At 64.8% G+C, this 13981-nt stretch carries 23 protein-coding genes and 1 pseudogene; 21 read left to right on the top strand and 3 right to left on the bottom strand.

Features of this window, described 5'->3' with window-relative positions:
• The first annotated feature begins 2 nt into the window (after window positions 1–2).
• The 21 genes and pseudogenes from ACSC1Y_RS04440 (at window position 3) to secY (ending at window position 11321) form a co-directional block, all read left to right on the top strand.
• A complete protein-coding gene (locus ACSC1Y_RS04440) occupies window positions 3–725 on the top strand; it encodes a 50S ribosomal protein L2 (RefSeq protein WP_435333482.1) in 723 nt (240 codons plus the stop codon).
• Entirely contained in the window at window positions 722–1150 is a 429-nt protein-coding gene (locus tag ACSC1Y_RS04435) for a 30S ribosomal protein S19 (protein WP_435333481.1), read from the top strand. The genes ACSC1Y_RS04440 and ACSC1Y_RS04435 overlap by 4 nt, the downstream gene beginning before the upstream one ends.
• Before the next feature lie 4 nt (window positions 1151–1154).
• Complete coding sequence (locus ACSC1Y_RS04430; RefSeq protein ID WP_435333480.1) at window positions 1155–1616, top strand: 50S ribosomal protein L22; 462 nt, start codon at window positions 1155–1157, stop codon at window positions 1614–1616.
• Entirely contained in the window at window positions 1616–2539 is a 924-nt protein-coding gene (locus ACSC1Y_RS04425; RefSeq protein ID WP_435333479.1) for a 30S ribosomal protein S3, read from the top strand. The genes ACSC1Y_RS04430 and ACSC1Y_RS04425 overlap by 1 nt, the downstream gene beginning before the upstream one ends.
• 3 nt (window positions 2540–2542) lie before the next feature.
• Window positions 2543–2758: a 50S ribosomal protein L29 gene (gene rpmC / locus ACSC1Y_RS04420; protein WP_435333478.1), complete on the top strand. Its 216-nt coding sequence runs from the start codon at window positions 2543–2545 to the stop codon at window positions 2756–2758.
• Between the two features lies 1 nt (window position 2759).
• On the top strand, window positions 2760–3125 hold the full coding sequence (locus ACSC1Y_RS04415; protein WP_435333477.1) for a ribonuclease P protein component 1: 366 nt from the start codon (window positions 2760–2762) through the stop codon (window positions 3123–3125).
• A pseudogene (locus tag ACSC1Y_RS04410) lies at window positions 3116–3457 on the top strand (30S ribosomal protein S17); the annotation flags it as partial. The gene ACSC1Y_RS04415 and the pseudogene ACSC1Y_RS04410, both read left to right, overlap by 10 nt.
• 2 nt (window positions 3458–3459) lie before the next feature.
• Window positions 3460–3858 (top strand): 50S ribosomal protein L14, encoded by a 399-nt coding sequence (locus tag ACSC1Y_RS04405; RefSeq protein ID WP_435333476.1) that lies wholly within the window; start codon window positions 3460–3462, stop codon window positions 3856–3858.
• The gene (gene rplX / locus ACSC1Y_RS04400; RefSeq protein WP_435333475.1) at window positions 3855–4211 is read left to right on the top strand and encodes a 50S ribosomal protein L24; all 357 of its coding nucleotides are present in this window, start codon (window positions 3855–3857) and stop codon (window positions 4209–4211) included. The genes ACSC1Y_RS04405 and rplX overlap by 4 nt, the downstream gene beginning before the upstream one ends.
• Entirely contained in the window at window positions 4208–4909 is a 702-nt protein-coding gene (locus tag ACSC1Y_RS04395) for a 30S ribosomal protein S4e (protein ID WP_435333474.1), read from the top strand. The genes rplX and ACSC1Y_RS04395 overlap by 4 nt, the downstream gene beginning before the upstream one ends.
• On the top strand, window positions 4906–5430 hold the full coding sequence (locus ACSC1Y_RS04390; RefSeq protein ID WP_435333473.1) for a 50S ribosomal protein L5: 525 nt from the start codon (window positions 4906–4908) through the stop codon (window positions 5428–5430). Before ACSC1Y_RS04395 ends, ACSC1Y_RS04390 begins: the two co-directional genes overlap by 4 nt.
• Window positions 5423–5599 (top strand): 30S ribosomal protein S14, encoded by a 177-nt coding sequence (locus tag ACSC1Y_RS04385; protein ID WP_435333472.1) that lies wholly within the window; start codon window positions 5423–5425, stop codon window positions 5597–5599. The genes ACSC1Y_RS04390 and ACSC1Y_RS04385 overlap by 8 nt, the downstream gene beginning before the upstream one ends.
• Before the next feature lie 2 nt (window positions 5600–5601).
• On the top strand, window positions 5602–5994 hold the full coding sequence (locus tag ACSC1Y_RS04380; protein WP_435333471.1) for a 30S ribosomal protein S8: 393 nt from the start codon (window positions 5602–5604) through the stop codon (window positions 5992–5994).
• Between the two features lie 2 nt (window positions 5995–5996).
• The gene (locus ACSC1Y_RS04375) at window positions 5997–6530 is read left to right on the top strand and encodes a 50S ribosomal protein L6 (RefSeq protein ID WP_435333470.1); all 534 of its coding nucleotides are present in this window, start codon (window positions 5997–5999) and stop codon (window positions 6528–6530) included.
• A 3-nt stretch (window positions 6531–6533) separates the two neighbouring features.
• Entirely contained in the window at window positions 6534–7247 is a 714-nt protein-coding gene (locus ACSC1Y_RS04370; RefSeq protein ID WP_435333469.1) for a 50S ribosomal protein L32e, read from the top strand.
• Entirely contained in the window at window positions 7240–7689 is a 450-nt protein-coding gene (locus tag ACSC1Y_RS04365; RefSeq protein ID WP_435333468.1) for a 50S ribosomal protein L19e, read from the top strand. The genes ACSC1Y_RS04370 and ACSC1Y_RS04365 overlap by 8 nt, the downstream gene beginning before the upstream one ends.
• Window positions 7690–8241 (top strand): 50S ribosomal protein L18, encoded by a 552-nt coding sequence (locus ACSC1Y_RS04360; RefSeq protein ID WP_435333467.1) that lies wholly within the window; start codon window positions 7690–7692, stop codon window positions 8239–8241.
• 4 nt (window positions 8242–8245) lie between these two features.
• Complete coding sequence (locus ACSC1Y_RS04355) at window positions 8246–8890, top strand: 30S ribosomal protein S5 (protein ID WP_435333466.1); 645 nt, start codon at window positions 8246–8248, stop codon at window positions 8888–8890.
• Window positions 8890–9354, top strand: a complete 465-nt coding sequence (gene rpmD, locus ACSC1Y_RS04350; protein WP_435333465.1) for a 50S ribosomal protein L30 — start codon at window positions 8890–8892, stop codon at window positions 9352–9354. The genes ACSC1Y_RS04355 and rpmD overlap by 1 nt, the downstream gene beginning before the upstream one ends.
• Window positions 9355–9356: 2 nt before the next feature.
• The gene (locus ACSC1Y_RS04345) at window positions 9357–9848 is read left to right on the top strand and encodes an uL15m family ribosomal protein (RefSeq protein ID WP_435333464.1); all 492 of its coding nucleotides are present in this window, start codon (window positions 9357–9359) and stop codon (window positions 9846–9848) included.
• Window positions 9849–9851: 3 nt separating this feature from the next.
• Window positions 9852–11321: a preprotein translocase subunit SecY gene (gene secY, locus ACSC1Y_RS04340; protein ID WP_435333463.1), complete on the top strand. Its 1470-nt coding sequence runs from the start codon at window positions 9852–9854 to the stop codon at window positions 11319–11321.
• A 57-nt stretch (window positions 11322–11378) separates the two neighbouring features.
• Here secY and ACSC1Y_RS04335 read toward each other — a convergent pair whose 3' ends face one another.
• The 3 genes from ACSC1Y_RS04335 to ACSC1Y_RS04325 form a co-directional block, all read right to left on the bottom strand.
• Complete coding sequence (locus ACSC1Y_RS04335) at window positions 11379–12239, bottom strand: DUF4399 domain-containing protein (protein ID WP_435333462.1); 861 nt, start codon at window positions 12237–12239, stop codon at window positions 11379–11381.
• Between the two features lie 80 nt (window positions 12240–12319).
• Window positions 12320–12949 (bottom strand): DUF2238 domain-containing protein, encoded by a 630-nt coding sequence (locus tag ACSC1Y_RS04330; protein ID WP_435333461.1) that lies wholly within the window; start codon window positions 12947–12949, stop codon window positions 12320–12322.
• Window positions 12946–13806: a hypothetical protein gene (locus ACSC1Y_RS04325; RefSeq protein ID WP_435333460.1), complete on the bottom strand. Its 861-nt coding sequence runs from the start codon at window positions 13804–13806 to the stop codon at window positions 12946–12948. The genes ACSC1Y_RS04330 and ACSC1Y_RS04325 overlap by 4 nt, the downstream gene beginning before the upstream one ends.
• Window positions 13807–13981: the final 175 nt, after the last annotated feature.

The following is a 13981-nucleotide window of genomic DNA, read 5'->3' as shown; positions in this document are numbered from 1 at the left end:
GAATGGGACGAAGAATTCAGGGTCAACGACGCGGTCGCGGTGGTCCCACGTTCCGGGCTCCGTCGCACCGTTACAAGTCCGACCTCAAGCACAAGACGCCCGAAGACACGGACGTCGTCAGCGGTACCGTCGTCGACATCGAGCACGACCCCGCCCGGTCCGCACCGGTCGTGGCAGTCGAGTTCGAAGACGGCGACCAGCGCCTCGTGCTCGCGCCCGAGGGCATCACCATCGGCGACGAACTGCAGGTCGGTGTGTCCGCCGAGATCGCACCGGGTAACACGCTCCCGCTCGCCGAGATTCCGGAAGGGGTCCCGGTGTGCAACATCGAGCGCCAGCCCGGTGACGGCGGCAAGTTCGCCCGGTCCTCCGGGACGAGCGCCGACATCATCACCCACGACCGCAAAGCGACGGTCGTCCAGCTGCCCAGCGGCGAGATGAAGCGACTCGACCCGCAGTGCCGCGCCACGGTCGGTGTGGTCGCGGGTGGCGGTCGCACGGAGAAGCCGTTCGTCAAGGCAGGGAAGAAGTATCACAAGATGAAAGCGCGCGGCACGAAGTGGCCGAACGTCCGTGGTGTGGCGATGAACGCCGTCGACCACCCGTTCGGTGGCGGTGGCCGCCAGCACCCGGGCCGACCGAAGTCCGTCTCGCGGGACGCCCCGCCGGGCCGGAAGGTCGGTGACATCGCGTCTCGGCGTACCGGCCGAGGTGGTAACAAATGAGTTCTGAATACCGAACCGGCCGTGACAGTGACGAGGAGTTCACCTACCGCGGCCACACGCTCGACGAGCTGCAGGAGATGGACCTCGACGAGGTCGCAGAACTGCTCCCCGCACGCCAGCGGCGAAGTATCAAGCGCGGCCTCTCCGTGGAGAAGGAGAAGCTCCTGGAGAAGGCTCGCGAGTTCGACGAACAGGAGAGCGCGAACAACCCGATCCGCACGCACCTGCGCGACATGCCGGTGCTCCCGGAGTTCGTGGACCTCACGTTCGCGGTCTACACCGGTCAGGAGTTCGAGCGCGTCAAGGTCAAGCCCGAGATGATCGGGCACTACCTCGGCGAGTTCCAGCTCACCCGCAAGTCCGTCACGCACGGACAGGCAGGTATCGGTGCGACGCGCTCCTCGAAGTTCGTGCCACTGAAGTGATACCATGGGAATCAACTACAGCGTCGACGCCGACCCGGACAAGACGGCCAAGGCCATGCTCCGGGAGCGTCACATGAGCAACAAGCACAGCAAGGCCATCGCCCGAGAGATCAAGGGCAAGACGGTCGCCGAGGCACAGGAGTACCTCGAGGCGGTCGTCCGTGGCGAACGGTCCGTTCCGTTCAAACAGCACAACAGTGGCGTTGGCCACAAGGGAGACATCGACGGCTGGGACGCCGGTCGCTACCCCGAGAAGGCCAGCAACGCGTTCCTCGACCTGCTCGAGAACGTCGCCGCGAACGCCGACCACCAGGGCTTCGATGGCGAATCGATGAAGATCGTCCACGTCGCCGCCCACAAGGTCGGCGAATCGCCCGGTCGCAAGCCTCGAGCGATGGGCCGCGCGACGGCCTGGAACACCCCCCAGGTCGACGTCGAGATGATCGTCGAGGAGGTGGAGAACTAATGGCAGACGAACACCAGTTCATCCGAGACGGAATGCAGCGGTCCCAGATAGACGAGTTCTTCGCCGAAGAACTCGGCCGAGCCGGCTACGGCGGCATGGAGGTCGCCAAGACGCCGATGGGAACCCAGATCGTGCTCAAGGCCGAGAAGCCCGGGATGGTCATCGGGAAGGGCGGCGAGAACATCCGCAAGGTCACGACGATGCTCGAGGAGAAGTTCGACCTCGAGGACCCGCAGATAGACGTGCAGGAGGTCGACGAACCCGACCTCAACGCACGCATCGTCGCCGACCGTCTCGCGAACGCGCTCGAACGTGGCTGGTACTTCCGCAAGGCGGGCCACACCACGCTCGAACGCATCATGGACTCCGGCGCCCTCGGCGCCGAGATCGTCCTGTCCGGGAAGGTCACCGGCGCCCGCTCGCGCGTCGAGAAGTTCAACGACGGCTACATCAAGCACAACGGTGAGCCCGCGGAGACCATCGTCGACGAGGGTCAGGGCGTCGCCGTCATGAAGCTCGGGACCATCGGCGTCACGGTGAAGATCATCCCGCCGGAGGCCGAACTCCCCGACGACTTCGAGATCTACGAGGGCGAGGACGTCAACGAAGTCGCCCCCGAGGCCGTCGAGGCCAACGAGGCCGTCGAGGAGCTCCTCGAGGAGCCCTCGGACGAAGAGCTCGAAGCCATCCAGGAAGAGGTCCAGGACGGCGAGCCGAGCGAGGCAGCAGAGCCCACCGAAGCGGACGAGGAGGTCGTCGAAGAGGTCCTCGACGACGCCGACGAAGAGTTCGACGACGAAGAGGTCGAACTCCCCGGCGAGGACGAGGACATCGAGGACGAACTCGACGAGCTCGACGAGAGCGTCGAGCAGGAAGCCGCCGCGATGGTCGAAGAGATGGAAGACGACGAGGAGGAGGAGTAATCGATGGCGATACTTCACCCCAACGAGATCCGCGAGCTCTCCGCGCAGGAACGCGAGGAGGAACTCGAGGAGCTCGAAACCGAACTCCTGAACGCGAAGGCCGTGCAGGCCGCCGGTGGTGCCCCGGAGAACCCGGGCCGCATCGGTGAACTGCGCAAGACCATCGCACGGATCAAGACGATCCAACAGGAAGAAGGCGACGTCGAAGACGAAGAATAATATGGCATTGACACCCGAGACGCTCCCACGACACGAACTCAACGGCCTCTACGTGGAGGTCGTCGACGCCCCGAACCCCGACCTCGTCGGGATAGCGGGGCGCATCGTCATCGAGACGATGCACACGGTCCACATCGAGGACCGCGTCGACGGGGAGTCTCGGGTGCGCCAGGTGCCGAAGCAAGGCACGGTATTCGAGTTCCGACTCACAGATGAAACCGCCGACTCCAAGAAGGAGTCGGGGACCGCGTCGAAACCGGACATCCCTACCGGCGACGACGTGGCCTACGTTACGGTGGATGGAGTCAGACTGCTCTCACGACCCGCCCTACGCACCGAAACGAAAGGTGATTCGAAATGGCGATAGGACTTGACGTTACAACGCCTCCGGAACCAGACGATCCGGAGACATACGACTACGAGAAGTGTCCGTTCTACGGCGAGCTCTCCGTTCGAGGTCAGACCCTCGAGGGGAAGGTCGTCTCGACGGACATGGAGAAGACCATCATCGTCGAGCGGGAGTACGACGTTCGTGTACCCAAGTACGACCGGTACATGAAGCGTCGCTCGCGCGTTCCGGCACACGTGCCGGGCGTGCTCGACCCGCAAGTCGGTGACACGGTCAAGATAGCAGAGTGCCGACCACTGTCGAAGACGAAATCGCACGTGGTCGTCGAGATAATCGAAGGAGGTGACGCCTGATGGAAGCGCTGAAGGCTGACGTCACGCAGGGCCTCGAGAAGGGTTCGCTGCTGACGTGCTCCGACAACACCGGCGCACGCGAGGTGAAGGTCATCTCGGTCGCTGGTTACCACGGCACCAAGAACCGCCACCCGAAGGCGGGTCTCGGTGACAAGGTGACCGTCTCGGTGACCAAGGGGACGCCCGAAGAGCGTCGCCAGGTCAAAGAGGCCGTCATCATCCGACAGCGCAAGCCCATCCGTCGTCCCGACGGCACGCGCGTGAAGTTCGAGGACAACGCGGCCGTCCTCATCAACGAGAACGAGGAGCCGCAGGGCTCGGAGATCAAGGGCCCCATCGCGCGTGAAGTCGCAGAGCGATTCGGAAGTATCGCCTCCACGGCTACGATGATAGTATGACACGACAACCACGAAAACAGCGTAACCAGGCAGAACGCGCTCCCCTGCACAAGAAGCAGAAGCAGGTCCGCGCGACGCTGACCGAGGACCTCCGTGAGGAGTACGGCCGTCGTCGAGCCCGCGTCAACGCGGGCGACACGGTCGAGGTCCTTCGCGGCGACTTCGCCGGCGAAGAAGGCGAGGTCCTGGCCGTCGACCTGAAGTCCGCGACCATCACGGTCGAGGGCGTCACGGTCGAGAAGGCCGACGGCGAGGAGGTCCCTCGTTCGCTCGAGCCGTCGAACGTCCGTATCACGGAGCTCGACCTCGAAGACGAGCGTCGCGAGGCGCGTCTGGCAGGTGATGACGAATGACCAAACACCAGAAGCGACTCTCCGTTCCGAAGTCCTGGCCCGTCGAGCGCAAGACCGCGACTTTCACCGTCAAGGCCGACGCCGGCCCGCACGGTGAAGAGGGTGTCCCGCTGGTCATCCTCCTTCGCGACGTGCTCGGCTACGTCGACTCGAAGAAGGAAGCCCGCTACGCCCTCAATCAGGACAGCGTCCTGGTCAACGGCAAGGCGGTCTCCGACGAACAGCGTCCCATCGGGATGTTCGACATCCTCTCGTTCGTCGAGCGTGACGAGCACTACCGCGTCTTCCCCGACGAGGGTGGACGCCTCACGCTCACGCCCATCGAGGCGGACGCTGCCGACTCCAAGCTCGGTAAGGTCGTCGGCAAGCAGCAGGTCACTGGCGGTGCCACGCAGCTCGCGCTGCACGACGGCCAGACCCTGCAGCTCGACGATGCCAGCGAGTACAGCACGAAAGACTCCCTCGTCATCGACAACGAGACCAACGAGATCGTCGCCCACTTCCCGTACGAGGAGGGCGCGCTCGTGACCGCCATCAAGGGCAGCCACGCTGGCCAGGTCGGCACCGTCGCCGAGATCCAGGTCACCGCGGGCTCCGGCAACAACACGGTCGTCGTCGAGCAGGACGAGGACTCGTACGAGACCATCGAGGACTACGTCGTCGTCATCGACGAGAAATTCACGGGTGATGACGAATGAGCGAGGCCGAGTTCCACGAGATGCGCGAACCCACCATCGAGAAGGTCGTCGTCCACATGGGCGTCGGCGAAGGTGGCCGCGAACTCAAGAACGCAGAGGCCATCCTCGAGGACGTCACGGGCCAGCAGTCCGTCCGGACGCTGGCGAAGCAGACTCTGCAGGACTTCGGCATCCGCGAGGGTGACCCGATCGGCGCGAAGGTCACGCTCCGCGGCGACGCCGCACGTGAGTTCCTCGAGACGGCACTGCCGCTCGCGACGATCAAGCCGACGCAGTTCGACGAGACGGGCAACTTCAGCTTCGGGGTCGAGGAACACACCGAGTTCCCGTCCCAGGAGTACGACCCGAACGTCGGCATCTTCGGGCTGGACGTGACGGTCAACCTCGTCCGCCCGGGATACCGCGTCCGCAAGCGCGACAAGCGCACGCGGCAGATCCCCTCGAGCCACCGCCTCACCCCCGAGGACGCCATCGCGTTCCTCGAATCCGAATTCGACGTCAAGGTGACATCCGATGAGTGAAAGCGAAGAACAAGAGACCGGCGAGCAGGCTGCAAAGCGCACCGGTCAGATGGAAGATTGCCAGCGCTGTGGCCGTAAGCAGGGCCTCGTTGGCAAGTACGACATCTGGCTGTGCCGACAGTGCTTCCGGGAGATTGCCCGAGACATGGGCTTCAAAAAGTACCGATAACCATGACAGCGAACGATCCGTTCAGCAACGCGCTCTCCGGCCTCGACAACGCCGAGAGCGTCGGGCATCTCACCCACGTAGTTGAGCCCGCTTCGAACCAGATCGGCTCCGTCCTCGAGGTCTTCTACGACCGCGGGTACATCGACGGCTTCGAGTTCGTCGACGACGGTAAGTCCGGCCGGTTCGAGGTCGAATTGAAAGGAGCGATCAACGAATGCGGCCCCGTCAAGCCCCGTTACTCCGTCAGCGTCGACGAGTACGAGAAGTGGGAGAAGCGATATCTCCCCGCGCGTGACTACGGTGCGCTCATCGTGACGACGAGTCACGGCGTCATGAGCCACTACGAAGCACGCGACATGGGCGTCGGTGGCCAGGTGATCGCATACGTCTACTAACAATGCGAGTAGAACTGGACATTCCGGACGAGGTAAGCGCCGAGGTAGACCATCTCGACGTCACCGTCGAAGGTCCCGAGGGGTCGGTCACACGACGTCTCTGGTACCCCGACATCACGGTGAGCGTCGAGGACGACCAGGTGGTCATCGAGAGCGACGAGGAGAACGCGAAGACGCGTGCAACCGTCGGCACTTTCGAGAGCCACATCGAGAACATGTTCCACGGCGTCACCGAGGGATGGGAGTACCAGATGGAAGTCTACTACTCTCACTTCCCGATGCAGGTGAACGTCGAAGGTAACGAGGTCGTCATCGAGAACTTCCTCGGTGAGAAAGCACCGCGACGAACGACCATCCACGGCGACACGCAGGTCACCGTCGACGGCGAGGAGCTGTCCCTGTCGGGCCCCAACAAGGAGCACGTCGGACAGACCGCCGCAGACATCGAGCAGCTGACCCGCGTCAGCGGCAAGGACACGCGTGTCTTCCAGGACGGCGTCTACATCACACAGAAACCCGCCAAGGGAGGTGCCTAACGTATGGCAGACAAACAGGAACTCGAAGACATCAGCGGCGTGGGCGCGGCGAAAGCCGAAGCGCTCCGCGACGCTGGCTACGAGACGGTCGAAGACATCAAGAAGGCCTCCCAGTCCGACCTCGCAGAGGTCGAAGGCATCGGTAACGCGCTCGCTGCGCGTATCAAGGCCGACGTCGGCGACCTCGAGGTGTCCGAGGACACCGAGGCAGAGATCGAAGGCGAGGAGGAAGAGACCGCCGAGGCCGAGGAGGCCGAGGAAGAGGTCGAAACCGAGCTCCAGCCGCGCGGCCTGGTCGACAAGACCCCCGAACTCGACGACGAAGAGCAGCGTCTGCTCAAGAAGCGTCACAAGGACGGGAAGCCGCAGTTCAACCGGCAGGATTACCACAAGAAGAAGCGCATCCCGACGTCCTGGCGCAAGCCCCGCGGTGGCCTGTCCAAGCAGCGCCGCGGTATCAAGGGCAAGGGTCCGAAGGTCGAGGCCGGCTACCGCACGCCCACCGAGGTTCGCGGCAAGCACCCCTCGGGCTTCGAAGAGGTTCGCGTCCACAACGTGGACGACCTCGAAGGCGTCGACGGCGACACGGAAGCGGTCCGTATCGCGTCGACCGTCGGCGCTCGCAAGCGCGAGCGCATCGAGGAGCGGGCCGAAGAGAACGAGATTCGGGTGCTGAACCCGACCTACGTCGAAGTCGAGGTGGAACAGGATGACTGATCTCTCCGCCCAGAAGCGACTGGCTTCGGACGTCCTCGAAGTCGGGAAGAGCCGCGTCTGGTTCGACCCCGAGTCCCAGGGCGAGATCGCGGAAGCGATCACCCGTGAGGACATCCGCGAGCTCGTCGACGAGGGCTCGATTCGAGCGAAGCAGAAGAAAGGCAACTCCAAGGGTCGCGCGCGAGAGCGCAAGGCCAAGCGCGCCTACGGCCACCGCAAGGGCCCGGGCAAGCGCAAGGGGAAGAAGGGCGGTCGGCAGGACCCCAAAGAGGAGTGGCAGCAGCGGATTCGCGCGCAGCGAAAGAAGCTCAACGAACTCCGTGGTGAGGGTGAGATCACCCGAACCCAGTACCGCGAACTCTACAACAAGGCTCGCGGTGGCGAGTTCCGCAGCGTCCAGTACCTGCTGAACTACATCGACAACAACTACGGTGACGAATAAATGGCGACAGGACCACGATACAAGGTTCCGATGCGACGTCGCCGTGAGGTCCGGACGGACTACCATCAAAGGTTGCGCCTGCTGAAATCCGGGAAACCCCGGCTCGTGGCTCGAAAGAGCAACAAGCACACTACGGCGCAGCTGGTCTCTCCTGGACCCAACGGTGACAACACACACGCGAGTGCACACTCGTCCGACCTGGCAGAGTTCGGCTGGGAGGCCCCCACGGGGAACATCTCCGCGGCCTACCTGACCGGGCTGCTGGCTGGCAAGCGTGCACTCGACGCAGGAATCGAGGAAGCAGTGCTCGATATCGGCCTCAACACGGCGACGCCCGGTTCCAAGGTGTTCGCAGTGCAGGAGGGCGCGATCGACGCTGGTCTCGACATCCCGCACAACGACGACGTGCTCGCTGACTGGGAGCGGAACCGCGGTGAGCACATCGCCGAGTACGCAGAGCAACTCGACGAGCCGCTGTACAGCGGCGACTTCGACGCAACAGACCTTCCCGAGCACTTCGACGAAGTGCGGGAAGCCCTGATGGAGCTCTAACAATATGGCCCGAAACGACTACGACAACGGCTGGGAGCCCGTCACGCGGCTCGGCAAGAAGGTACAGGAGGGCGAGATCGACTCGATGCGACAGGCCCTCGACTCGGGACTCCCGCTGAAGGAACCCGAGGTCGTCGACCAGCTCCTTCCCGGACTGGACGACGAAGTGCTGGACATCAACATGGTCCAGCGCATGACCGACTCTGGCCGGCGTGTGAAGTTCCGCTGTGTCGTCGCCATCGGCAACCGCGACGGATTCGTCGGGTACGCCGAGGGACGTGACGACCAGGTGGGCGCAGCCATCCAGAAAGCTATCGGCATCGCCAAACTGAACATCATCGACGTGCCCCGTGGCTCCGGTTCCTGGGAGGACCGTTCCACGAAGCCGCACTCGCTCACCCACCGAACCTCCGGCAAGGCCGGTTCGGTCGAGGTCGACCTCATCCCCGCCCCGCTCGGGCTGGGCCTGGCGGCCAGCGAGACGGTCACCAAGGTGCTGGAACTCGCCGGCATCGAGGACGCGTGGACGAAGTCCTACGGCAACACCCGTACCACGGTGAACTTCGCGAAAGCGACGTTCAACGCGCTCGAGAACGCCTCGCAGTCGCGCCGTGCACGGAACGTCGCCGAAGAGGAGGTGGCTGACTGATGAAGGCAGTCGTCCAGATTCGCGGTGAAGTCGATCGGACCGGCAAGATCGACGACACCCTGAAGATGCTCAACCTCCACCGCGTCAACCACGCGACGCTCGTCCCCGAGACGGACACCTACCGCGGGATGCTCGCGAAGGTCAACGACTACGTCGCGATGGGCGAGCCCAGCGAGGACGTCCTGGCGACGGTCCTCTCGAAGCGCGCCCAGCCCGAGGAGGGCTCGGCCGACGTCGACGAGGCGTGGCTCGCGGAGAACACGGACTACGAGGACTTCCAGAGCCTCGCAGCTGCACTGCTGGCCGAGGAGACGACGCTGCGCGAGCAGGGTCTCTCCCCGGTCCTGCGCCTGCACCCGCCGCGGAAGGGTCACGACGGCATCAAGCACCCGACCAAGGAGGGTGGCGCACTCGGCAAACACACGACAGAGGAGATCGACACACTCCTCAACGCGATGCGATAACCATGACGAGCAAGAAACGACGCCAGCGAGGCTCGCGCACGCACGGTGGCGGTACGCACAAGAACCGGCGTGGCGCCGGTCACCGCGGTGGCCGCGGCCGTGCCGGTCGAGCCAAGCACGAGTTCCACAACTACGAACCGCTCGGCAAACACGGCTTCAAGCGCCCGCAGGGCGTGCAGGACGAGGTCGTCGAGATCTCGGTCCAGAAGCTCGACGAGGACGCAGTCCTCTACGTCGCCGACGACCTCGCGGAGAAGGACGGCGACCGCTACGTCATCGACGCGCGTGACGTCGTCGAGGACGGTCACGAGGTCGACGTCGTGAAGGTCCTCGGCAACGGCCAGGTCCGGAACGAGCTCGAGGTCACCGCAGACGCCTTCACGGCTTCCGCCCGCGGTCTCATCGAAGAGGCCGGCGGCGAGGCAGTGCTTTCGGAGCGCGCCGAGGAAGCGGAACCGGAAGACACTCAAGAGGCCGAGGCAGACGAGGAATAAGCCATGGGATGGAAGGAGGCTGCCGAACCGGTCCTGACGCGGATGCCTTCAGTGCAGCGGCCCGAGGGTCACGTCCCGTTCAAGCGAAAGCTGGGATGGACCGCGGGCGTGCTGGTACTGTACTTCTTCCTCACCACCGTCACCGTCTACGGGACGCAGACGCTTGGTGCAGGAGGAGGCGGCGACGCGTTCGGTCAGTTCCGGTCGATACTGGCCGGCGCGAATCGTTCGATACTGCACCTCGGCATCGGGCCGATCGTCACGGCGAGCATCGTCCTACAGCTGCTCGGCGGGGCGAACCTGCTCGGCCTGGACACCGACGATCCGCGTGACCAGGTGCTCTACCAGGGCCTCCAGAAACTACTGGTGCTGGTGATGATCTGTCTCACCGGGCTGCCGATGGTGTTCCTCTCGAACGCCATCCTCCCGGTCGAGACCGCAGCCGCCAACACGCTGGCCGGCTTCGTCGGCGCGGCGAACGCCGTCGCCGTCGCGAAGTGGCTTATCTTCGCCCAGATCTTCGTCGGCGGCGTCCTCGTCCTGTTCATGGACGAGATCGTCTCGAAGTGGGGCGTCGGCTCCGGTATCGGCCTGTTCATCGTGGCAGGCGTGAGCCAGAGCCTCGTCACCGGCGTCATCCAGATGTTCGGCGACTGGTTCGCCATCGTGGCGGGTCAGGCCAACTTCGACGTGCTGACCGCATCGGGCTTCGCCCAGCTGCTCGGCAGTGAGGGACACATCATCGCCCTCGTGACGACGTTGCTCATCTTCGCGATCGTCGTCTACGCCGAGTCCGTTCGGGTCGAGATCCCGCTCAGTCACGCGAGGGTCAAGGGTGCTCGCGGTCGCTTCCCCGTGAAGCTCATCTACGCGAGCGTCCTGCCGATGATCCTCGTCCGCGCACTCCAGGCGAACATCCAGTTCCTGGGGCGCGGGCTGGACAGCGCGGTCGGCCTCCCAGCGTGGGCCGCCCAGTACAACAACGGACAGGCCGTCGGCGGCCTGTTCTACTACCTCGCACCCATCCAGTCGCCCGGTGACTGGATGTGGTGGGGCACTGGACAGGCGGCCTCGATGGAGGTCTGGCAAGTGCTGCTCCGGACCGGCATCGACCTGACGTTCATGATCGGCGGCGGCGCACTGTTCGCCATCTTCTGGGTCGAGACGACGGACATGGGTCCGGCGTCGACCGCCCGGCAGATACAGAACTCCGGGATGCAGATTCCCGGCTTCCGCCAGAACGTCGGCGTCATCGAGAAGGTGATGGAGCGGTACATCCCGCAGGTCACCGTCATCGGCGGCGCACTGGTCGGGCTGCTCGCCGTCATGGCGAACATGCTCGGCACCATCGGTGCGGTCACCGGGACCGGGCTGCTGCTCACGGTCTCCATCACGTACAAGCTGTACGAGGAGATCGCCGAGGAACAGCTCATGGAGATGCACCCGATGATGCGCCAGATGTTCGGCAACTGACGCCGACGCATCTCTCGCTGCAGTTTTTCTTCGGACGCTATTCGACGAGCGACGGCGTCAGACGCCGTCGCCCTCTGAGACCGGCTCGGTGACGGTCACACGAACCTCGTCCGTCAGCGGCGTCGCCAGTCGGCTTCCGTTCGACAGCTGGACGACCAGCCGATGCTCGCCGGGTGTCAGGTCGAGCGTGGCGTCCGTCCCACCGTCGCCGAAGTGGTGGATGCGCGGCGTGCTCGGGATGCGTTTGCCGACGGGTATCGGGTCGGTGTCGACCAGCACGTGTGCGTATCCGGCGTTCTGTCTGACGGTACCGGCCGGTTCGAGCGTGACGCCTTTCGTCTCCCACCGGAGGGCGACGGGGGTCGGAACCGACGCACCGTCCTCGAGGTCGACGAACGAGATGCTCGCGTCGTCGACCACCGTGATGGTGACCTCGTCGGTGAGCCTCGACGCCCGGTGGTTGCCGTCGCCGAGCTGGAGGACCAGCCGGTGCTCGCCGGGTTCGAGGTCGAGGACGGTCTCCTTCGAGGCCTCGCCGAAGTGTTTGTGCGTCGCGTCGGCGGGGATTATCTCGCCGCGTGGGGTCGGCTCGCCGTCGATGATGAGGTGGAAGTGTCCCGCGCCGTCGCGGGCCTTGCCTGCGGACTCTATCGCGACGTTCTCCGCGGCCATCACCACCGAGACGAACCCGTGGACCGTCTCTCCGTCCCGCGGAGTCACGATCGAGACGGTCGCGTCCTGGGCGTATCTGGCTGGTGCCGCGGGGTCGCCAGCGGGTTCTCGCTCGGCCGGACGCTCACCACTCAGACAGCCTGCGGTCGCTGCGACGCCCGCCGCGCCGACGTAGGTCAGAAGTGCCCGCCGTCGAGCCGCGTCGCCGGTTCCCCACCCCTCCTTCCGTTCTGCTCTCGTCGTCATGTCTTTCCTCGCTACTGATACAGTAGGTCACGTTCACGGATGGCACTGTCGTTGGAAAACCTCAGAAACACGAACTGAGTTCAGCGAGTTCTGGGTTCGGGTGTGGGCGGCCGTTCACCCATCGCGTCGGTCAGGTACAGCGAACCGGACAGGGCGACGACAAGTGCACCGACCGTGTCGTAGACGAGGTCGGAGACCGTGTCGTCGAGGCCGGACTGGACGAGAGGCGCGGGCTGGCCGAGCTTCGCGGCGAGGATGGTGACGCCGTACTCGAACAGCTCCCACACCACGCCAGCCGCCATGACGAACAACAGCAGGTAGAGGAAGGTGAACCAGGGCGTGAGCTGGAGCGTCTCGCTGTGGACGTCGAGCGAGCGGGCAGCGGCGTAGCCGACCGCCGCGACCACCGAGGCGGAGGTCGCGTGGGTCAGGTTGTCGTACCAGACGAAGTCGCTGTACGGCCCCAGCATCCCGGCGGTGTGTAACAGAACCGCGCCGGTGAGCCAGAACGTCAGGTAGACGTGCATCGTGAACCGGTGGTCGCGCCTGAGTATCGCCGGCAGGAAGGTGATGGCGAAGGCGCCGACGGCGTTGACGATGATGCCGACGTTCTCCTGTTCGTACCCGACGTAGGCGATGGCCAACAACGCGAGCTGCATCAGTCGGACGAGCAGCGACGCGACGAGCTGGAGGAGACGAGCGAGCCTCACGGTCTCTCTCCTCCACAGTGATTGCACACCCTGGAACCCTCGACGGGAGGCTGGTCCTCCTCGTCGGTGGGGGGGTCTCCGCCATCGGTGGCGGGATCCGAACCGTCGGTAGCGGGGTGGCCGCCGTCGGTCACGGCCGACCAGTGAACCCGCGTCTCGGGTCTGGCCCGTCCGAAGTACGCGCCGAAGCAGATGGCGACGAGGATTCCTGCCAGTCCCGCGGCGGCGAACTCGTGCATGAGTGCCTCGTTGGTCGGAACGAACGCCACACCGAGGACGTCCGCGGCTCTCCACCGAACGATGGCCCAGAAGCCGTTCATCCCCATGGTCGTGACGCCGACGAACAGCATACCGAAGCCCGTCGTCATCCGGAGTCTCGTGAGCCACTGCAGGAGGGCGACGAAGAGCAACGCGATGGCTGCCAGGGCTGCGGCATCGGCGAAGGTCGTGACGTACCTGACGCCCCGACCGATGACGCGGAGCCCGGTGAGGTAGTATGCGTCGAGCGTCGCGGCGTCGATAAAGGGAACGTCGTAGCCGCGCTCGGCCGCCGCGGTGACTGTCCGGGTCTTCGCCCGTCTAGCGCTCGACCATACCGTCCCGCTTCCGAAGATGCGGGTGGTCGGTGCGAGTCCGGCGACGATGAGCAACGGCCACGGGGGGACTCTCGTAACGGACCGGTCGAGGAGCGCTGGAACGACGGCGACGAGAGCGACGAAACCCATGAGGACCGCCCAGTAGACCGCGTCACGCTGGTAGGCGACCGATGCGAGGCCGAAGAGGGCCCCAACGAGCAGCCACGCGACGACGGCGTTCAGTGACCGTCTCGCGACGTCCAGAGCTTGCCCTACATTCATCGTCCCCTCCGACCCTCACTCGCGATACACCGCTCCGTCCTGGTGTTGGCGCCTCTGTACACGATGTCTCCCCCGTCGACCGACACGTGGTCCCCCCGCGACCGATATGTAGTCGATGGTGAATGTAGTCGATGCGAGAACTTGAGCGTGCAGGGAACCGGGACGAAACGAGAGA

The organism is Haloarchaeobius lipolyticus (genome assembly GCF_051208015.1).
Taxonomy (GTDB): Archaea; Halobacteriota; Halobacteria; order Halobacteriales; family Natrialbaceae; genus Haloarchaeobius.
This window is presented reverse-complemented; position numbering and strand designations above follow the sequence as displayed.